The following is a 20,481-nucleotide window of genomic DNA, read 5'->3' as shown; positions in this document are numbered from 1 at the left end:
GCTTCGTTTTCGCTGCGGCGCGGGGTGTGCATATTACGCTTTCCCGCTTCAGAGTCAAGCGTTTGTTTTGCTTTTCTCTGCTGACCCGGCGGCGTGTGTGCCGTTGTTCCGTGTCAGTGGAGGCGCATTATAGGGAGTTATTCTGATGTGACAAGAGGAAATTTAAAAAAAGTTTCCATCCGTGTTTTTTTTCGCCAACAGCGGTGAAATCAAGCTACAAATTGTTCTATTTGATGTATCTGCAACCACAATCACATCCGAGGTGGCATAATTAACAGCATGAAACATTAAGGAATAAAAGCGATGCCATTAAGCGCACAACAGCTGGCCGCCCAAAAAAATCTGTCGTACGTGCTGGCAGAAAAGCTGGCGCAGCGGATTTTAGCGGGTAAATATGCCCCGGGTAGCATCCTGCCGGGTGAAATGGAGCTGGGTGAGCAGTTTGGGGTAAGCCGTACCGCCGTTCGCGAAGCGGTGAAAACGCTGACGGCAAAAGGCATGGTACTTCCGCGCCCTCGTATTGGCACACGCGTGATGCCACAGAGTAACTGGAATTTTCTCGATCAGGAGCTGCTCTCCTGGTGGATGACCGAAGATAACTTTCAACAGGTCATCGATCACTTTCTGGTGATGCGCAGCAGCCTTGAACCTCAGGCATGCCTGCTTGCCGCCACGCTTGGCACAGCAGAGCAGAAAGCGCAGCTTAACGCCTTAATGGAAGAGATGGTGTTCCTGAAAAAGCACTTCAACCGGGAACGCTGGGTAGAGGTTGATATGGCCTGGCATGAACATATCTATATGATGAGCGCCAATCCGTTCCTCACTTCCTTTGCCTCGCTATTCCATTCGGTGTACCACACCTACTTTACCTCTATTACCCAAGACGAAGTGGTAAAGCTGGATTTGCACCAGGCAATCGTGGATGCCATTCAGGAAAGCGACGGGCAGCGAGCCCTGACAGCCTGCCAGGCATTGCTCACCGCGCCAACCCACCAGCAGGTAAATAAATGACAGAGAAAAAAGCGCGCAGTATGGCCGGATTGCCGTGGATTGCAGCCATGGCGTTCTTTATGCAGGCACTGGATGCCACTATCCTCAACACAGCGCTCCCCGCCATTGCGCAAAGCCTTAACCGCTCTCCGCTGGCGATGCAGTCCGCCATCATCAGCTACACCCTGACGGTGGCGATGCTGATCCCGGTAAGCGGCTGGCTGGCCGACCGTTTTGGCACCCGCAGAGTCTTCATGCTGGCCGTAACGCTCTTTACGCTGGGTTCGCTGGCCTGCGCGCTCTCTACTTCATTAACGGAACTGGTAATCTTCCGCGTTCTACAGGGGATAGGCGGCGCGATGATGATGCCCGTCGCGCGCCTTGCATTGTTGCGAGCCTACCCACGCAGCGAACTGCTCCCCGTACTCAACTTTGTCACCATGCCGGGGCTGGTCGGACCAATACTTGGCCCGGTCCTCGGGGGCGTACTGGTGACCTGGGCAAGCTGGCACTGGATATTTCTAATCAATATTCCGATTGGCGTGGCAGGGCTGATCTATGCCCGCAAATATATGCCGAACTTCACTACGCCAAGACGCAGCTTCGATATGGGCGGCTTTTTCCTGTTTGGCCTGAGCCTGGTGCTGTTCTCCAGCGGAATGGAGCTGTTTGGTGAGAAAATTGTTGAAACGTGGCTGGCGCTGGTCGTCATCCTCAGTGGTGTTCTGCTGTTCCTTCTTTATATACGTCACGCGCGCCGTCATCCGACGCCGTTAATCTCCCTCGGGCTCTTTAACACCCGAACGTTTTCGGTTGGGATCGCGGGCAATATTGCCTCACGTCTGGGTACGGGCTGCGTACCGTTCCTGATGCCATTGATGCTGCAGGTGGGGTTCGGCTACCCGGCACTGATTGCCGGCTGCATGATGGCACCCACGGCAATGGGTTCCATTCTGGCGAAATCAACGGTCACTCAGGTACTGCGCTGGTTTGGCTATCGTAAGACGCTGGTTGGCGTGACGGTCTTTATCGGTCTGATGATTGCGCAGTTCTCGCTGCAATCCGCCGCATTACCGGTCTGGATGCTGATCCTGCCGCTGTTTGTACTGGGGATGGCGATGTCAACGCAGTTTACGTCGATGAACACCATCACCCTTGCGGACCTTACCGACGAGAATGCCAGCAGCGGCAACAGCGTACTGGCGGTCACTCAACAGCTGTCGATCAGCCTCGGGGTTGCCGTGAGCGCGGCAGTACTGCGTTTTTATGAAGGGTTTGACGGTACAAATACCGTCGAGCAGTTCCACTATACCTTTATCACCATGGGCGCACTTACCGTGGTATCGGCGCTGGTCTTCATGCTGTTAAAACCAAAAGATGGCCGAAACCTGATTAAAGAGCGTCACAAAGAGAAAGCTAAACCGAACCGCGTTCCATCAGAACAGGAGTAAGCTGCAGACGTTGCTGTTGCAGCGTGGTCTGTGCCATACGGTGGATTAACACATCGATGGCCAGCTCACCCAGTTCATCCTTCGGCTGATGAATGGTGGTCAGCGGCGGCGTCATATAGCGCGCCAGTTCGATATCATCGTAGCCCACGATCGCCATATCGTCCGGAACGCGTAACCCTGCCAGATACAGCGCCTGATAGGCTCCGAATGCCATCGCATCGTTACCGATAAACACCGCCTGCGGGCGCGGCTCTTGCGCCAGCAGTTTCTGCATTGCTTCAAATCCACCGTTAAATTCGAAATCGCCGGTGATCCGGTAGCCATCGGGAATGGCAAGCCCCGCCCGTGCCATGGCCGAAAGATAGCCTTCCAGACGCAGGCGCGCCGGGGTTTTGTCCAGCGGGCCGGTAATACAGGCAATGCGGGTATGACCTTTATCGATCAGATGCTGAGTCGCCATATCGCCGCCCAGCAGCGAGTTATCCTGGATCAGATCGCTGGTGCCGTCGAACGGCGCCCAGTCCATCATCACTGTGGGAATTGAAGGATAACGCTGGATGATCTCTTTCGACGGCTGATGCGTTTCGGTACAGAGCAACAGCAGCCCGTCGACGCGTTTTTGCATCAGCGTCTCCAGGTTACGGTTCATGCGCTGCTCGTCGCCTTCGGTATTACACAGCACCAGACTGTAGCCACGCTCGAAGCAGCTGCGCTCCACGCCGCGCACCAGTTCAGAATAGAAAGGATTCGTACTGGCCGTGATCAGCATGCCGATGGTGCGCGTCTGGTTGAGCTTGAGACTGCGCGCCAGCGCCGACGGCGCATAGTTGAGATCTTTTACTGCCGCTTCGACTTTCTCCCGAATCGCCTCGCTGACGAAACGATCGTTATTAATAACGTGAGAGACAGTTGAAGTAGAAACGCCCGCCATACGGGCGACATCTTTCATCGTAGCCAAGCGTTACCCCTGCTGACTTAAGAAGTCATCGATCTCTTTACGCCACGGAACGGAAGGTTGTGCGCCTTTACGCGTCACCGCAATCGCGGCGGCAGCATGCGCAAAGCGGATCGCATCATCCATCACTTTTCCTTCCAGCAGCGCCGTCACCAGCGCACCGTTAAAGGTGTCTCCTGCCGCGATAGTGTCAATGGCTTTCACCTTAAAGCCCGGCACGCGACGGCCTTCACCGTTTACGCTTGCCCACACGCCGCGGCTGCCAAGGGTAATAATAACGGTGCCGATACCTTTATCGTGCAGCGCTTTTGCCGCACGCGCTGCATCGTCGTCATTCTCGACGCGAATGCCCGTCAGCTTTTCCGCTTCGGTTTCGTTTGGCGTGATGATGTCCACCAGCGCCAGTAGCTCGTCTGATAATACACGGGCTGGGGCCGGGTTAAGTACGACAGTGGTATGATTTTCATGCGCAATTTTCGCAGCGGCCATCACGCTTTCAACCGGTGATTCCAGCTGCATCAGCAGGGCTTCCGCGCCGGCGATGATTCCGCGCTGCGCGTCGACGCGTTCTGTCGTTAACGCAGCATTCGCACCCGCATGAATACCGATAACATTCTCACCTTCCGCGTTGACGAAAATCAGCGCCACGCCGGTAGATTCCCCTGCAACCACGCTGACCGGCGCAATATCAATACGATCGCTGACCAGCTGTTTGCGAACGCGCTCGCCGGTATCGTCATCACCCGTGCAGGCGATAAACGCGATATTTGCTCCGCTGCGTCCGGCGGCAACGGCCTGGTTTGCGCCCTTACCGCCAAACGCCACCTGATACTGATTACCGGTGACGGTTTCGCCCGGCGTAGGGAACGATTCAAGGTTAAGAATGTGATCGGCATTGATACTGCCAAGGACGACGAGGTTGCCTGCGGTTTTCATGGTTGGGTTGTCCATCTGAGAGCGCCACCGGTATTACCCGGTGGCGTATGCCACACTTTTCTTTATTGGTGTCCCTCAGGCAGCCAGCGACTGCCTGATTCGCCTTTTACTGCTTAATGACCAGCTTCAGGTCAACCGGATATTTGGCCTGAACTTTTTCGCCCTTCAGCACTTTGTCGGCAGTTTCAACGCCAGTCGCGCCAATCTGCTCAGGTAGCTGAGCGATGGTCGCAGCCAGTTTGCCATCGTTTACTGCTTTTTCACCATCCGGCGTGCCGTCAAATCCGACAACCATCACATCAGATTTACCTGCGGTCTGCAGGGCACGCAGCGCACCCAGCGCCATTTCGTCGTTCTGCGCGAATACCGCCTGCACGTCAGGGTGCGCGGTCAGCAGGTTCTGCATGACATTCAGACCTTTAGTACGGTCGAAGTCTGCCGGCTGGCTCGCCAGCACGTTAAATTTGTGCGCAGCAACGGCCTGCTGGAAGCCTTCACCACGCTCGCGCGCTGCGGAAGTCCCGGCAATGCCCTGCAGTTCGATAACTTTCGCGCCTTCACCGGCTTTCTTCGCGATGTAGTCACCCGCGATTTTACCGCCCAGCACGTTATCAGACGCGATGTGGCTGACAACTTCACCTTTTGTCGCCTGACGGTCCAGGGTAATGACCGGGATTTTCGCCTGGTTTGCCATCTTAACGGCGTTACCTACGGCGTCGGAATCGGTTGGGTTGATCAGCAGAATTTTAGTACCACGAACGGTCAGGTCCTGCACGTTCGCCAGCTCTTTCGCCGGGTTGTTCTGTGAATCCAGCACCACCAGGTTGTAGCCCAGTTTGTCCGCTTCTTTCTGCGCACCATCCTTCAGGGAGACGAAGAACGGATTGTTCAGGGTAGAGACAACCAGCGCGATGGTGTCTTTCGCCATGGCGTTAGCACTTACGGTTGCGCTCAGCGCGACAGCAGAAACCAGGGTAGCCAGTTTTTTCATGTTCATATCTAAGATGTCCTGTAGTGTCGTCAGTTACTGTTTTTTGTTGTCTACCAGGACCGCCAGCAAAATCACCACTGCCTTAACGATCATCTGGTAATAGGAGGAAACACCTAACAAATTCAAACCATTATTCAGGAAACCAAGAATCAGTGCGCCGATCAATGTCCCAACAATGCGACCTTTACCGCCCGCAAGACTCGTACCGCCCAGAACCACTGCCGCAATGGCATCCAGCTCATAACCCGTACCTGCCGTTGGCTGCGCAGAGGAGAGACGCGCCACTTCAATGATGCCTGCCAGTGACGCCAGCAGCCCGCAAAGGGAGTAAACGATAATTTTGACTTTATTAACGCTGATCCCGGACAGGCGCGTTGCCGCTTCGTTACCGCCCAGCGCGTAGATATAACGTCCCAGACGGGTGTGGTGCAGCATGTACCATGCCGCCAGGAAGACGATAGCCATGATCCAGACCGGGGTCGGGACACCCAGCGGGCGACCGATACCGAACCAGCCAAAAAGATCGGCGTTATCGGTAAAGCCGGTATTAACCGGGCTGCCGTTGGTGTACACCATGGTGACACCGCGCAGCAGCAGCATCATCACCAGCGTGGCGATGAACGCCTGAACGCGGCCTTTTGCGACAATCACGCCGGTTACGGCACCAATCGCCGCGCCAGCGGCCAGCGCAGCGGCAACGGCCACCAGCGCGTTGACTTCAATGCCAACAATAGAAGCGGCGATCGCACCGGTGAGCGCCAGCAGGGAACCGACGGACAGATCGATACCCGAGGTCAAAATCACCAGCGTCATGCCGACCGCCATAATGGCGTTCACCGACGTCTGCTGCAGAATGTTGAACAGGTTATTCACGGTGAAGAAATTCGGGCTCATGGTCGACACAATCGCGATCAGCACCAGCAGGGCAATCAGCGATTTTTGTTCCATCAACCATGCCTTTGTGAAATAGCGGCGACCAGAAACAGCCTGGGTAGTCATCTTCTTACTCCTGATTCACGCGATTAAGCTTGCCCACAGCGGCAGCCATCAGAACTTCCTGGGTGGCCTGCTCGCGAGTGAATTCACCGCCGAGATGCCCTTCATGCATGACGATAATGCGATCGCTCATGCCTAACACTTCTGGCATCTCAGAAGAGACCAGAATGATGCTCAGACCGTCGGCCTTGAACTGGTTAATCAGCTGATAGATCTCTTTCTTCGCACCCACATCCACGCCGCGGGTTGGCTCGTCGAGGATCAACACTTTCGGGCGCGTCATCAGCCCGCGGGCAATCGCCACTTTCTGCTGATTCCCGCCGGACAACAGGCCGATGGCTTGCTCCATAGACGGGGTTTTGACGTTAAAGAGGCGGATAAAATCGCTGACCGCCTGCTGTTCGTCTTTATGCTTCAGGCTACCGCCGCTATGGCTGAAATAGCGCAGCGCGGTAAGCGACATGTTCTCTTTTACCGACATGCCCAGCACTAAGCCGTCGCGCTTGCGGTCTTCGGAGATATAGACGATGCCGTTCGCCAGGCCATCCTGCGGAGAGCGGGTGACCACTTCATGACCGTCGAGGGTGACGTAACCGCTGGTGCGCGGCAGTGCGCCGTAAAGCACTTTCATCAGCTCGGTACGGCCGGCGCCCATCAGGCCCGCCACGCCCAGGATCTCGCCCTGGCGCAGGGTAAAGGTCACGTCGTTCACGCCCGGGCCGCAGAGGTTGTCCACCTTCAGGCGGATCTCACCCGGCGCTTTGTCCAGATGCGGATACTGATCTTCGAGCTTACGTCCCACCATCATTTCGATAAGCGTATCTTCGGTCAGCGTCGCCACTTCGCGCTCGGCAATAAACTGCCCGTCGCGGAAGACGGTCACGTCGTCGCAGATTTCGAAGATCTCTTTCATACGGTGGGAGATATAGACAATCCCGCGCCCCTGAGACTTTAGCTCGCGGATCACGCGGAACAGGGATTCAGTTTCGGTGTCGGTCAGGGCGTCGGTCGGTTCATCCATAATGATGACCTTCGACTCAAAGCTCAGCACCTTGGCAATTTCCACCATCTGCTGATCGCCAATGGAGAGATCGCCGACCAGGCGGTCGCTCTTAAAGCGCAGGTTCAGCTTCGCCAGCAGCTTGTCCGCTTCGGCATACATGGTTTTCCAGTCGATTTTGCCGAACCGGTTAACAAACTCGCGGCCGAGGAAGATGTTTTCCGCAATGGTGAGCTGTGGGATGAGGTTCAGCTCCTGGTGGATAATGCCGATGCCCGCTTCCTGAGAGGATTTCGGGCCGTTAAAGGTGGTCTCTTGACCCAGCCATAAGAGCGAACCGGCATCGCGTTGGTAGATACCGGTAAGCACTTTCATCATGGTGGATTTGCCGGCGCCGTTTTCGCCCACCAGCGCCATCACGCGGCCTGGGTAGACGTTCAGCGCCGCACCGGAGAGGGCTTTTACGCCCGGGAAAGATTTATCGATCCCTTTGAGTTGCAGTAATGCGTCCATGATGGCCTCAGAAGGTGACGCCAGCACAGAGAATGATATTCGCATACGGGGAACACTCCCCGCTGCGAATCACCGCCTGACTGTCTGCGGTTTGTTGTTTGAACTGCTCGTGCGTTGTGTAACGAATTTCTATGGTGTTTCCCTGGTGTTGTTGCAGTTGCTCAATATGGCTGAGCAACGTTTCGTGGAGTTGCGGATTATGTTGTTTGATTTCCGCCGCGAGAATGGCCGCCTCAACCTGCATCTCCGCCGTCACGACTTCCAGTACCTGCATAAACGAAGGAACACCCTGCGTTAACGCCATATCAATACGGGTTGTGCTGCGCGGAACCGGTAAGCCTGCATCGCAAACTACCAGCGTATCGGTATGCCCAAGACGGGAAATAACCGATGAGATTTCTGAGTTAAGAACCGTGCCTTTCTTCATTTTCTTGCTCCACTAGCGAAACGTTTCGCTACAAAGAGTGTAGACGCAAGAGTGTTCAGAAAACCACCATGACGTAACGGATTTGTGATCAACGTCGAAACGTTTCGCTAAGTGAAATGGAGTGGAGGTAAATGCAAAACGGTAACCCCAAGGTTACCGTTTTTTATGTTTGCGCCCTCTCCCTGTGGGAGAGGGTCGGGGTGAGGGCATCAGGCCGCACAAAGACTTAAATCTCAACCTGCGTTCCCAGCTCAATCACGCGGTTAGGCGGGATCTCAAACTGGTCTGGCGCGCGCAGGGCGTTACGCTGCAGGATCAGGTACAGCTTGCCGCGCAGACGCAGATACCACGGACGTTTGCCGATAATCAGCGACTCGTGCGACATAAAGAATGACGTCTCCATCATCCGGCAGCTTAACCCTTCCAGACCGCAGCGGTGGAACACCTCTTCCACGTTCGGCGTTTCGCGCCAGCCGTAGCTCGCCACCACGCGCCAGAAGGTCGGCGAGAGCTGCTCGATCTGCACGCGACGCACATTGTGGACGTACGGCGCATCTTCGGTGCGCAGCGTCAGCAGGATCACGCGCTCGTGGAGCACTTTGTTGTGCTTGAGGTTATGCATCAGCGCAAACGGGATCACGTTCAGGGCACGAGACATATAAACCGCGGTACCCGGCACGCGCACCGGCGGAGATTTCTCCAGCGACGCGATCATCGCCTCCAGAGAATTCCCGTGCTCATGCATGCGGCGCAGCAGTCGGAAGCGCTCGCTCTTCCATGTGGTCATCACAATGAACATCAACAGGCCCAGCGTCAGCGGCAGCCAGCCGCCGGAGACAATTTTGTCGAGGTTTGCGGAGAACAGCGGTACATCGATGCACAGGAAGCCGACCAGAATCATCGCCACGAGGAATTTATTCCAGTGCCAGTTGCGGTACGCCACCGTGGTGGAGAGAAGCGACGTCAGCACCATCGTACCGGTCACGGCAATACCGTACGCTGCCGCCAGATTACTGGAGTGCTCAAAGCTGACGATCACAATCACAACAGCAAAGTAGAGCAGCCAGTTAACGAACGGGATGTAAATCTGACCCGACTCCATTTCTGAAGTATGGATAATGCGCATTGGCGAGAGATATCCCAGACGCACGGCCTGGCGCGTCAGAGAGAAGACGCCGGAAATAACGGCCTGAGAGGCAATAACCGTCGCCAACGTAGCGAGGATCAGCATAGGCACCAGCGCCCAGTCAGGTGCCAGCAGGAAGAACGGGTTCTTAATTGCCTCCGGGTTTTTGAGCAACAGCGCCCCCTGACCGAAGTAATTCAGTACCAGCGACGGCAGCACAACCATAAACCAGGCCACGCGGATAGGCAGCTTCCCGAAGTGCCCCATATCGGCATACAACGCCTCAACGCCGGTGATGGAAAGCACGACCGCACCCAGCGCCACGAAGGAAACGACTTTATATTCCAGGAAGAAATGCACTGCCCAATAAGGGTTCAGCGCCTGAAGGACTTCCGGGTTAGCGATGATGCTACGCAAGCCGAGCGCGGCCAGGATCAGGAACCAGGCCAGCATAATCGGCGCAAACAGTTTACCCACCAGCCCGGTACCATGCTTCTGAATCATGAACAGCAGCGTCAGAACGATGATTGCCAGCGGGACAACCCAGGTATCAAGCTGCGGGGCAATAATTTCCAGCCCTTCAATCGCCGAGAGTACCGAGATAGCCGGCGTTATCACCACTTCCCCATAGAAGAAGCTGCCGCCTATCAGGCCAATAATCACCAGCACAGACGTCATTCTGGCCGAGGTATTGCGCCCTGCAAGCGACATCAGGGTCAGGATCCCGCCTTCGCCCGCGTTATCTGCACGCATAACGAAGGAGAGATATTTAACGGAAACGACCAGGATCAGCAGCCAGAAGATGAGGGACAGGAAGCCAAACACGGCATCGCGCTCAACACCAAAGCCAAACTGGCCGGACAAACATTCACGAAGCGTATAAAGCGGGCTGGTGCCGATATCACCGTAGACAACCCCGATCGCCGCAAGCGTAATTGCGGGTAATGATTGCTTATTATCAGTGCTCATAGACTAGTCTTTTCGTTTAAATAACAAATGTGTTCCTGTCCCTTGGTCCACAAAAAGCGCACAGTATGCACGATTCATTGCAAAATCGTACCCCTAAATGCAACCGCATTAATGTAGCGCAAAGAAAATTGCGCCGCACTTCAGCCTATTACCAGCCCTGACTGAAACGTCTATACTCGCTTCAATTAGCCGCCACGACGGCGAAAGGATGCAAAACTATTATGGCTCACTCACATTTATTAGCAGAAAGAATTTCCCGCCTCAGCAGCGCACTGGAGAAAGGCCTTTACGAGCGTAGCCACGCCATTCGTCTTTGCCTGCTGGCAGCGTTGAGCGGTGAAAGCGTGTTTCTGCTGGGACCGCCGGGCATTGCCAAGAGTCTGATCGCACGCCGCCTCAAGTTCGCTTTCCAGAACGCCCGCGCATTTGAATATTTAATGACGCGCTTCTCCACCCCCGAAGAAGTTTTCGGCCCGCTTTCTATTCAGGCGCTGAAAGATGAAGGGCGCTATGAGCGTCTGACGGCGGGTTATCTTCCGGAAGCGGAAATCGTCTTTCTTGATGAGATCTGGAAAGCCGGTCCGGCCATTCTGAATACCCTGCTGACGGCGATTAACGAACGTCGGTTCCGCAACGGTGCCAGTGAAGAGAAAATCCCCATGCGCCTGCTGGTGGCCGCGTCAAACGAACTGCCCGAAGCCGACAGCAGTCTGGAAGCGCTGTATGATCGTATGCTGATCCGCCTGTGGCTGGATAAAGTGCAGGACAAATCCAACTTCCGCTCCATGCTGGTGAGCCAGCAGGATGAGAACGAAAACCCGGTGGCGCCGTCACTGCAGGTGACGGACGAGGAGTACCATCAGTGGCAGGACGAGATCGGCAAAATCAAACTGCCCGATGCCGTTTTTGAGTTGATCTTCATGCTGCGCCAGCAGCTTGATTTACTGCCTTCCGCCCCGTATGTCTCTGACCGTCGATGGAAAAAAGCGATTCGTTTGCTCCAGGCCAGCGCCCTGTTCAGCGGCCGTGATGCCGTCGCGCCAATCGATCTGATCCTGCTGAAAGACTGCCTCTGGCACGATGCTGAAGGCATGAACCTGATGCAGCAGCAGCTTGACGTTTTGATGACCGGACACGCCTGGGGGCAGCAGGCGATGCTCAACCAGCTGGGGGCGATTGCCCAACGGCGCTTACAGCTCCAGCAGCAGCAAAGCGATAAAACCGCGCTGAAAGTGAATCGCCTGGGCGGCATGTTCGCCCGCAAACCGCATTACGAGTTACCCGCCGATCTGACCGGCACGACGCTGACATTGCTGCTCCAGCAGCCGCTCAAGCTGCATGATATGCAGGTGGTGCACATTACGATTGAGCGCGAGCCGCTGGCGCAGTGGCTGGATAAGGGCGGAGAGATCCGCGGCAAGCTCAACGGCATCGGTTTCGCGCAGCCGTTGAATATGGAAGTGGACAGCAGTCAGCATCTGGTGATCCGCGACGTGAGCCTGCAGGGATCGCGTCTTGCGCTTCCCGGCACCGCCTCGGACAGCGTGCCGGAAGAGATCAAACAGCAGCTGGAAGCGCTTGATACCGAATGGCACCAGCAGCACACCCGCTTCAGCGAGCAGCAAAAATGCCTCTTTATTCATAGCGACTGGTTAGGCCGCATTGAAGCCAGCCTGCAGGACGTCAGCGCGCAGATCAAACAGGCACGTCAATGCTAACGCTGGACACGCTCAATATGATGCTGGCCGTCAGCGAGGAAGGGTTGATCGAGGAGGTGGTGATTACCCTTCTGGCATCGCCGCAGCTGGCGGCCTTCTTTGAAAAATTCCCAAAGCTCAAAAAGGCGATGACCGACGATCTCCCGCGCTGGCGCGATAACCTGCGGCAGCGGTTTAAGGAGACAGAAGTCCCGCCAGAACTGACGGAGGAAGTCGCGGCCTATCAGCAGTGTCAGCGGCTTTCGACGCCGCAGTTTATCGTCCAGATCCCGCAAACGCTGGCCCTTCTCGATAAAGTACATTCTCCGTTTGCCAGCCAGGCACGCGCGCTGGTCACGGAAAATGCCACCATGACTCCGGCGCTTCACACCCTCTTTTTACAGCGCTGGCGGCTGAGCCTTGTTGTTCAGACCACAACGCTGAACCAGCAGTTGCTGGATGAAGAGCGCGAACAGCTGCTCAGCGAAGTTCAGGAACGCATGACGCTGAGCGGGCAGCTGGAAGAGGTGCTGGTAGAAAATGAAAACGCCGCCGGTCGCCTCTGGGATATGAGCGCCGGACAGCTGCGGCGCGGGGATTATCAGCTGATCGTGAAGTACGGCGACTTTCTTGCCCAGCAGCCGGAGCTGATGAAGCTTGCGGAACAGCTCGGTCGCTCGCGGGAGGCCAAATCGGTCCCAAAGAAGGATGCCCCGATGGAAACCTTCCGCACCCTGGTTCGCGAACCGGCCACCGTACCGGAGCAGGTGGACGGGCTTCAGCAAAGCGACGACATCCTGCGCCTGCTGCCCACCGAACTGAGCACGCTGGGGATGACCGAGCTGGAGTATGAATTTTACCGTCGGCTGGTGGAAAAGCAGCTTCTCACTTACCGGTTGCACGGCGAAGCCTGGCGCGAAAAGCTCAGTCAGCGCCCGGTAGTCCATCAGGATTTTGATGAACAGCCGCGCGGGCCATTCATTGTTTGCGTGGATACGTCCGGATCGATGGGCGGTTTTAACGAGCAGTGCGCGAAGGCGTTTTGTCTGGCGCTGATGCGCGTGGCGCTCGCCGATCGCCGTCGCTGCTTTATCATGCTCTTTTCCAGCGAAGTCGTGGGCTATGAGCTGACAAACCAGCAGGGCATTGAGCAGGCCATCCGCTTTTTGAGCCAGCGTTTTCGCGGCGGTACCGATCTGGCTAGCTGCTTTCGCAGCATCGTTGAACGGATGCAGGGCGGCGACTGGTACGACGCTGACGCGGTGGTGATTTCCGATTTTATTGCCCAGCGGCTACCGGATGACGTGGTGAATAAGGTGAAGGAGTTACAACGGGTGCATCAGCACCGTTTCCATGCCGTTGCGATGTCCGCACATGGAAAACCCGGCATCATGCGCATCTTCGATCATATCTGGCGCTTTGATACCGGGTTGCGTAGCCGTCTGCTCAGACGCTGGCGGCGTTAATTAAAGAAGAGAACCGACGCTTTCACGAACCTGCTGCGGCCAGACGCCACACTGTACCTGACCGATATGGGACAGCTGCAGCAGCAGCATGGTCAGACGGGACTGGCCGATACCGCCGCCGATGGTCTGCGGCATTTCACCGCGCAGCAGCGCCTGGTGCCACTCCAGTTGCAGACGATCTTCATCCCCGGTCACCGCCAGCTGGCGCTTCAGCGCCTCAGCATCCACGCGGATCCCCATGGAAGAGAGCTCAAACGCATCTTCCAGAACCGGGTTCCACACCAGAATATCGCCGTTCAGCCCGGCAAATTCGCCCTCACCCGCAGTGCTCCAGTCATCATAATCCGGTGCGCGTACGTCGTGGCGTTTGCCATCAGACAGTTTGCCGCCGATGCCAATCAGGAAAACCGCGCCCAGCTCTTTGGCGATCGCCCGCTCGCGGCCTTTGGCATCCAGATCCGGGAAGCGGCTCAGCAGTTCCTGGCTGTGGACAAAGTGGATCGTGTCCGGCAGGAACGGTGCCAGACCAAACTCTTTACTCACGGCCGCTTCGGTCGCTTTGATCCCGGCGTAGATCGCCTCCACGGTGGATTTCAGCGTGCCGATGTGGCGCTCGCCATCACCCATCACGCGCTCCCAGTCCCACTGGTCAACGTAGACAGAGTGAATGGGGGAAAGGCGGTCTTCATCGGGGCGAAGGGCTTTCATGTGCGTGTAAAGCCCTTCGCCCGCGCTGAAGTCGTGTTGTCCCAGGGTTTGACGCTTCCACTTCGCCAGTGAATGAACCACTTCGAACTGAGCGTCTGGCAGTGTTTTCACTTTCACCTGTACCGCTTTTTCGCATCCAGACAGGTTATCCTGCGTCCCGTCACCCACACGGCTCAGAATCGGTGCCTGAACTTCAATAAGACCAAGCTTCTCTTCCAGCTGGCGGGAAAAATGGGATTTTACGAAACTGATCTGGCGTTGTTTTGCGATGTAAGCGGTTTTCATTATTTATACTCCTGCGTCCTGTTGGTAATGATTAAGCAACAGAACCGGCAGTTAATTCAATAACCCATCAACAAAAAGCCGCCTTCACTTTTGATTCGTTAAAATAAGACGCTAGAATAGACGTATTCATTAATCTTCATAAGAAAAAGCTATGGAAAATTATCAGATCGACAATCTGGACCGCGGCATCCTGGAGGCCTTAATGGCCAATGCCCGTACCGCCTATGCCGAACTGGCAAAACAGTTTGGCGTCAGCCCCGGGACCATTCACGTTCGCGTAGAGAAAATGAAGCAGGCAGGGATCATTACCGGCGCGCGCATTGACGTCAGCCCGAAACAGCTGGGTTACGACGTCTGCTGCTTCATCGGCATCATTCTTAAAAGTGCAAAAGACTATCCCTCCGCGCTGGCGAAGCTGAACGCGCTCGATGAAGTCACCGAGGCGTACTACACCACCGGGCACTACAGCATCTTTATAAAGGTGATGTGCCGATCCATTGATGCTCTCCAGCAGGTACTTATCAACAAGATCCAAACAATCGATGAAATTCAGTCCACTGAGACATTGATCTCCCTGCAAAACCCGATCATGCGTACCATCCGCCCGTGATCGGGCAAATTCATTCCCACATTTTCCACAGGTAGATCCCAGCTCGTTCACAGCGTACAATGATCCCCTCTTTATCTGAGCGAGCGATCAATGGCGGACATTACCCTTATCAGCGGCAGCACCCTTGGCGGTGCGGAATACGTAGCGGAACATCTGGCCGAGAAGCTGGAAGATGCGGGCTTTTCTACACAAACGCTGCATGGGCCGCTGCTTGAAGATCTCCCGACTGACGGGGTCTGGCTGCTGATCACCTCCACGCATGGCGCGGGCGATCTGCCGGATAACCTGCAACCTTTATATGACGAACTGCTGGAACAGCAGCCCGACCTGTCAAACGTCCGTTTTGGTGCGGTGGGGATCGGCAGTCGTGAATATGACACCTTTTGCGGGGCAATAGAGAAAGTTGAAGCCGCTGTTACCGCTTGCGGGGCAAAACAGCTGGGTGAAACGCTCAAGATCAACATCCTCGATCATGATATTCCGGAGGATCCAGCTGAGATCTGGCTCGCGGAATGGAAAAATTTACTCAAAAACGATTAAAGATCGCGCGATCAGATGTGGATAACTCTGGTTAAAAGCTCGTATTAAGCGGTAGTTATCCAAAGAACAACTCTGGTTTAGTTTTTGACCTGTGTATAAAGTGGCGATCTGATCCCAGCTTATACGGTCCAGGATCACCGATCATTCACAGCAAACGATCCTTCCTAACTGCATGATCTTATTTATGGGATCGGACTTATCCACACAGGTTCGCGATCCTAATAAGAGATCACAATAGAACAGATCTCTAAATAAAAAGATCTTCTTTTTAATAGCCCAGGATCCCAGTGCTTTCTCGAAAGACTAAAGTTGAGTAGAATCCACGGCCCGGGCTTCAATCCATTTTCATACCGCTTTACGCGAGGCAGACCACCATGTTTTATCAGGATCCTTTTGACGTCATCATCATTGGCGGGGGTCACGCAGGCACTGAGGCCGCAATGGCCGCAGCGCGTATGGGTCAGCAGACCCTGCTTTTGACACACAATATCGACACGCTGGGACAAATGTCCTGTAATCCGGCGATTGGCGGCATTGGGAAAGGACACCTGGTAAAAGAAGTGGATGCACTTGGCGGCCTGATGGCGAAAGCGATCGATCATGCAGGCATCCAGTTTAGGATACTAAACGCGAGTAAAGGCCCTGCAGTCCGCGCCACCCGAGCGCAGGCAGACCGCGTGCTCTACCGCCAGGCCGTGCGCACCGCGCTGGAGAATCAGCCGAACCTGATGATCTTCCAGCAGGCGGTTGAAGATCTTATCGTTGAGAACGATCGCGTAGTGGGCGCCGTGACTCAGATGGGACTCAAGTTCCGTGCCAAAGCCGTGGTGCTGACCGTAGGGACATTCCTGGACGGCAAAATCCATATTGGTCTGGACAACTACAGCGGTGGCCGTGCTGGCGATCCGCCGTCCATCCCGCTGTCTCGTCGTCTGCGTGAACTGCCGCTGCGCGTTAGCCGCCTGAAAACCGGTACACCACCGCGTATTGATGCGCGCACCATTGATTTCAGCGTGCTGGCGCAACAGCACGGTGATAACCCGATGCCTGTCTTCTCGTTCATGGGCAACGCAGCGCAACACCCGCAGCAGGTACCGTGCTACATCACGCATACCAACGAAAAAACCCATGACGTGATCCGCAATAACCTCGATCGCAGCCCAATGTACGCTGGCGTGATCGAAGGGATCGGTCCACGTTACTGCCCGTCGATCGAAGACAAAGTGATGCGCTTTGCCGATCGTAACCAGCACCAGATCTTCCTGGAGCCGGAAGGGCTGACCTCGAACGAAATTTACCCGAACGGCATTTCCACCAGCCTGCCGTTCGACGTGCAGATGCAGATTGTTCGCTCAATGCAGGGGATGGAGAATGCGAAAATCGTTCGCCCTGGCTACGCTATTGAGTACGATTTCTTCGACCCACGTGACCTGAAGCCGACGCTGGAGAGCAAATTCATCCATGGTCTGTTCTTTGCGGGCCAGATTAACGGCACCACCGGCTATGAAGAAGCGGCTGCACAGGGTCTGCTTGCCGGTCTGAACGCTGCCCGCTTCTCTGCTGAGAAAGAGGGCTGGGCGCCTGCGCGCTCTCAGGCCTATCTGGGCGTGCTGGTCGACGATCTCTGCACGCTGGGCACCAAAGAGCCGTACCGTATGTTTACCTCTCGCGCGGAATATCGCCTGATGCTGCGTGAAGATAACGCCGATCTGCGTCTGACAGAGATGGGCCGAGAGCTGGGTCTGGTGGATGATGAACGCTGGGCGCGCTTCAACGAGAAGCTGGAACGTATTGAGCAGGAACGTCAGCGCCTGAAAACCACCTGGGTGAATCCGCAGGCGGAAACCGCTGCCGAAGTGAACGCTCACTTAACTGCGCCGCTGTCGCGCGAGGCCAGTGGGGAAGATCTGCTGCGCCGTCCTGAAGTCACCTACGAGAACCTGGTCAAACTGACCGCGTTCGCACCGGGTCTTGAAGACGCTGAAGCAGCTGAACAGGTCGAGATCCAGGTGAAGTACGAAGGTTACATCGCGCGTCAGCAGGATGAGATCGAAAAACAGCAGCGCAACGAAAACACGCTGCTGCCGGAAATGCTGGACTACCGTCAGGTAACGGGCCTTTCCAACGAAGTGATCGCCAAGCTGAACGATCACAAACCGGTGTCGATCGGCCAGGCTTCACGTATCTCCGGCGTCACGCCTGCCGCGATTTCGATTCTGCTGGTGTGGCTGAAGAAACAGGGTATGCTGCGCCGCAGCGCGTAATGCCCAGAAGATTGCCCGGTGGCGCTGCGCTTACCGGGCCTACTGAACCCGTAGGGCGGGTAAGCGAAGCGCTACCCGCCACCTAAGTTTTCCAACAGGTATTCACCGTGCTCAATAAACTCTCTCGTCTGCTGGATCAGGCAGGTATTTCGCTCACCGATCACCAGAAAAACCAGCTGGTGGCCTATGTCGATATGCTGAACAAATGGAATAAAGCGTACAACCTGACCTCGGTACGCGACCCCAACGAGATGCTGGTACGTCATATTCTCGACAGCATCGTGGTCGCGCCGTATCTGAAAGGTGAACGTTTTATCGACGTGGGCACGGGGCCTGGTTTGCCGGGCATTCCGCTGTCAATTGTTCGTCCGAACAGTCACTTCACGCTGCTGGACAGCCTGGGTAAGCGCGTGCGCTTTTTACGTCAGGTTCAGCACGAACTGAAGCTTGAGAACATTACACCCGTGCAGAGCAGGGTAGAGGAGTTCCCGGCAGAGCCGCCGTTTGACGGTGTTATCAGCCGCGCGTTTGCTTCCCTCAACGACATGGTGAGCTGGTGTAAGCATTTGCCGGCAGAAGATGGGTGTTTTTATGCGCTGAAAGGACAGCTGCCCGGTGATGAGATTGAACAACTTCCGAATGGATTTACGGTTGAATCTATCGAGAAACTAAACATTCCTCAGCTCGATGGTGAACGTCATCTGGTGATAATTAAGCCAAACAATTTTTAAAATTTAAATAAAAAATGTGGAATTTGTGCTGTTCTCAGCATGTTAAAAAACAGCACAACTCCCCGGGATTTACCAGAGAGCGTTTAACCTCTTTTTCACTAAGGTTTTTCTTGCGGTTAACGTCGCGCCAATTATTCACCGTGAAGATAGTCAACAACGAAAATATCAGCCTGCTAAAAGTGGAAGGTTGTAACCAGAACGCAATGTTAATTATTTATTAAGAATGTCAATAAAAGGTTTTTATTGTGTACAGTGCTGTTTTGAAAATAGTTGCGATATTTTATGTTTAATTTCAGAAAGATAATCCTGAGCGATTTACTGCTTTGATAAATACAACCTTATCACAAATGTGTGTTTTGTGATCTCGTGCACGCTTTGTAGCCAACGTTTTCGCGCTGTTTGCAGTTTTGCTCGAAGGTCGATGCTTTCAGCGAAAGTTAAAAAATAGCGGTGGGGAAAAATATTTAAACATTTATTCACCTTTTCGCTACTTAATGTTTGAAATCACGGGTACGCACCGTATAATTTGTCCGCTTTTTGATGCTTGACTCTGAGCCTTAAAGGACGTTTTATACGACACGCGGCATACCTCGAAGGGAGCAGGAGTAAAAACGTGATGTCTGTGTCGCTCTTGAGTAGAAACGTTGCTCGTAAGCTTCTGTTCATTCAGTTTCTGGCTGTGATAGCAAGTGGACTGCTGTTTAGCCTCAAAGACCCCTTCTGGGGCATCTCCGCCGTGTGCGGGGGTTTGGCGGTTGTGCTGCCAAACGTGTTGTTTATGATTTTTGCCTGGCGTCATCAGGCGCATACACCCGCCAAAGGCCGCGTGGCCTGGTCCTTCGCTCTCGGCGAAGTGTGTAAGGTGTTGCTGACCTTTGTTTTACTGGTGATGGCGCTGGCGGTTTTGAAAGTGGTATTCATGCCGCTGATAGCAACGTGGGTTTTGGTGCTGGTGGTACAAGTTCTGGCTCCAGCTGTAATCAATAACAAAGGGTAAAAGGCATCATGGCTTCAGAAAATATGACGCCGCAGGATTACATAGGTCACCATCTGAATAACCTTCAGCTGGACCTGCGTACATTCTCGCTGGTGGATCCACATAACCCCCCGGCCACCTTCTGGACGATCAACATCGACTCCATGTTCTTCTCGGTGGTTTTGGGTCTTCTGTTCCTGGCCATGTTCCGCAGCGTTGCTAAAAAGGCGACCAGCGGTGTTCCAGGGAAATTCCAGACGTTCATCGAAATGATCATCGGCTTCGTCCATGGCAGCGTGAAAGATATGTACCATGGTAAGAGCAAGCTGATTGCTCCGCTGGCCCTGACCGTGTTCGTTTGGGTCTTCCTGATGAACCTGATGGACCTGCTGCCAATTGACCTGCTGCCGTTCATCGGCGAGCACATCTTCGGCCTGCCTGCGCTGCGTGTTGTACCGTCTGCGGACGTGAACATCACCCTGTCGATGGCGCTGGGCGTATTTATCCTGATTCTTTTCTACAGCATCAAAATGAAAGGCGTAAGCGGCTTTGTGAAAGAGCTTACCTTGCAGCCGTTCAACCACTGGGCGTTTATTCCGGTCAACCTGATCCTGGAAGGCGTTAGCCTGCTGTCCAAACCTGTTTCACTGGGTCTGCGACTGTTCGGCAACATGTATGCGGGTGAGCTGATTTTCATTCTGATCGCGGGTCTTCTGCCGTGGTGGTCACAGTGGATTCTTAATGTGCCATGGGCCATTTTCCACATCCTGATCATTACGCTGCAAGCCTTTATCTTCATGGTTCTGACGATCGTCTATCTGTCGATGGCGTCTGAAGAGCACTGATTTTT

18 protein-coding genes are annotated in these 20,481 nt (G+C 54.8%); 10 read left to right on the top strand and 8 right to left on the bottom strand.

Features of this window, described 5'->3' with window-relative positions; all coding sequences use genetic code 11:
* The first annotated feature begins 303 nt into the window (after positions 1–303).
* Both ACWKXT_RS14255 and mdtD read left to right on the top strand, forming a co-directional pair.
* On the top strand, positions 304–1,011 hold the full coding sequence (locus ACWKXT_RS14255; RefSeq protein WP_454532683.1) for a FadR/GntR family transcriptional regulator: 708 nt from the start codon (positions 304–306) through the stop codon (positions 1,009–1,011).
* Positions 1,008–2,441 carry a multidrug transporter subunit MdtD gene (gene mdtD, locus ACWKXT_RS14250; RefSeq protein WP_454532682.1) on the top strand — a complete coding sequence of 478 codons (1,434 nt, stop codon included), beginning with the start codon at positions 1,008–1,010 and terminating at the stop codon, positions 2,439–2,441. Before ACWKXT_RS14255 ends, mdtD begins: the two co-directional genes overlap by 4 nt.
* Here the strand turns inward: mdtD and rbsR are convergent.
* The 7 genes from rbsR to kup all read right to left on the bottom strand — a co-directional run bounded on the left by rbsR (position 2,407) and on the right by kup (position 10,354).
* A complete protein-coding gene (rbsR, locus tag ACWKXT_RS14245; RefSeq protein WP_454532681.1) occupies positions 2,407–3,399 on the bottom strand; it encodes a ribose operon transcriptional repressor RbsR in 993 nt (330 codons plus the stop codon). The two genes, mdtD and rbsR, sit on opposite strands and share 35 nt — an antisense overlap.
* A 3-nt stretch (positions 3,400–3,402) precedes the next feature.
* A complete protein-coding gene (gene rbsK / locus ACWKXT_RS14240; RefSeq protein WP_454529670.1) occupies positions 3,403–4,332 on the bottom strand; it encodes a ribokinase in 930 nt (309 codons plus the stop codon).
* 106 nt (positions 4,333–4,438) lie between these two features.
* Positions 4,439–5,329: a ribose ABC transporter substrate-binding protein RbsB gene (gene rbsB / locus ACWKXT_RS14235; protein WP_010426610.1), complete on the bottom strand. Its 891-nt coding sequence runs from the start codon at positions 5,327–5,329 to the stop codon at positions 4,439–4,441.
* A 27-nt stretch (positions 5,330–5,356) separates the two neighbouring features.
* Positions 5,357–6,322 (bottom strand): ribose ABC transporter permease, encoded by a 966-nt coding sequence (gene rbsC, locus ACWKXT_RS14230; protein ID WP_006808742.1) that lies wholly within the window; start codon positions 6,320–6,322, stop codon positions 5,357–5,359.
* A 4-nt stretch (positions 6,323–6,326) separates the two neighbouring features.
* On the bottom strand, positions 6,327–7,832 hold the full coding sequence (gene rbsA / locus ACWKXT_RS14225) for a ribose ABC transporter ATP-binding protein RbsA (RefSeq protein ID WP_454529669.1): 1,506 nt from the start codon (positions 7,830–7,832) through the stop codon (positions 6,327–6,329).
* A 7-nt stretch (positions 7,833–7,839) separates the two neighbouring features.
* Positions 7,840–8,259, bottom strand: coding sequence for a D-ribose pyranase (rbsD, locus tag ACWKXT_RS14220; protein WP_003862392.1), 420 nt, complete (start codon positions 8,257–8,259; stop codon positions 7,840–7,842).
* Between the two features lie 226 nt (positions 8,260–8,485).
* Entirely contained in the window at positions 8,486–10,354 is a 1,869-nt protein-coding gene (kup, locus tag ACWKXT_RS14215; RefSeq protein ID WP_080329730.1) for a low affinity potassium transporter Kup, read from the bottom strand.
* 221 nt (positions 10,355–10,575) lie between these two features.
* On the opposite strand from kup, the gene ravA reads away from it, so the two are divergent.
* Both ravA and viaA read left to right on the top strand, forming a co-directional pair.
* Positions 10,576–12,072, top strand: a complete 1,497-nt coding sequence (ravA, locus tag ACWKXT_RS14210) for an ATPase RavA (RefSeq protein ID WP_454532680.1) — start codon at positions 10,576–10,578, stop codon at positions 12,070–12,072.
* On the top strand, positions 12,066–13,517 hold the full coding sequence (gene viaA, locus ACWKXT_RS14205) for an ATPase RavA stimulator ViaA (protein ID WP_454532679.1): 1,452 nt from the start codon (positions 12,066–12,068) through the stop codon (positions 13,515–13,517). The genes ravA and viaA overlap by 7 nt, the downstream gene beginning before the upstream one ends.
* On the opposite strand, the gene asnA is transcribed toward viaA, so the two are convergent.
* On the bottom strand, positions 13,518–14,510 hold the full coding sequence (asnA, locus tag ACWKXT_RS14200) for an aspartate--ammonia ligase (protein WP_454528119.1): 993 nt from the start codon (positions 14,508–14,510) through the stop codon (positions 13,518–13,520).
* Between the two features lie 151 nt (positions 14,511–14,661).
* Between asnA and asnC the strand changes: the two genes are divergently transcribed.
* The 6 genes from asnC (at position 14,662) to atpB (ending at position 20,476) form a co-directional block, all read left to right on the top strand.
* Positions 14,662–15,120, top strand: a complete 459-nt coding sequence (gene asnC / locus ACWKXT_RS14195) for a transcriptional regulator AsnC (protein ID WP_008500198.1) — start codon at positions 14,662–14,664, stop codon at positions 15,118–15,120.
* Positions 15,121–15,210: 90 nt separating this feature from the next.
* The gene (mioC, locus tag ACWKXT_RS14190) at positions 15,211–15,660 is read left to right on the top strand and encodes an FMN-binding protein MioC (protein ID WP_003862381.1); all 450 of its coding nucleotides are present in this window, start codon (positions 15,211–15,213) and stop codon (positions 15,658–15,660) included.
* Between the two features lie 374 nt (positions 15,661–16,034).
* On the top strand, positions 16,035–17,924 hold the full coding sequence (gene mnmG / locus ACWKXT_RS14185) for a tRNA uridine-5-carboxymethylaminomethyl(34) synthesis enzyme MnmG (RefSeq protein ID WP_008500196.1): 1,890 nt from the start codon (positions 16,035–16,037) through the stop codon (positions 17,922–17,924).
* A gap of 107 nt (positions 17,925–18,031) precedes the next feature.
* Positions 18,032–18,655, top strand: a complete 624-nt coding sequence (gene rsmG / locus ACWKXT_RS14180) for a 16S rRNA (guanine(527)-N(7))-methyltransferase RsmG (RefSeq protein ID WP_454532678.1) — start codon at positions 18,032–18,034, stop codon at positions 18,653–18,655.
* A gap of 616 nt (positions 18,656–19,271) precedes the next feature.
* Positions 19,272–19,652 carry a F0F1 ATP synthase subunit I gene (gene atpI / locus ACWKXT_RS14175; protein ID WP_262804855.1) on the top strand — a complete coding sequence of 127 codons (381 nt, stop codon included), beginning with the start codon at positions 19,272–19,274 and terminating at the stop codon, positions 19,650–19,652.
* Positions 19,653–19,660: 8 nt separating this feature from the next.
* Complete coding sequence (gene atpB, locus ACWKXT_RS14170) at positions 19,661–20,476, top strand: F0F1 ATP synthase subunit A (protein ID WP_032635216.1); 816 nt, start codon at positions 19,661–19,663, stop codon at positions 20,474–20,476.
* Positions 20,477–20,481: the final 5 nt, after the last annotated feature.

The sequence above is a fragment of the Enterobacter sp. UPMP701 genome (assembly GCF_053709515.1).
Note: the sequence above shows the minus strand (reverse complement) of the source record. Positions and strands in the feature narration are given on the sequence as shown.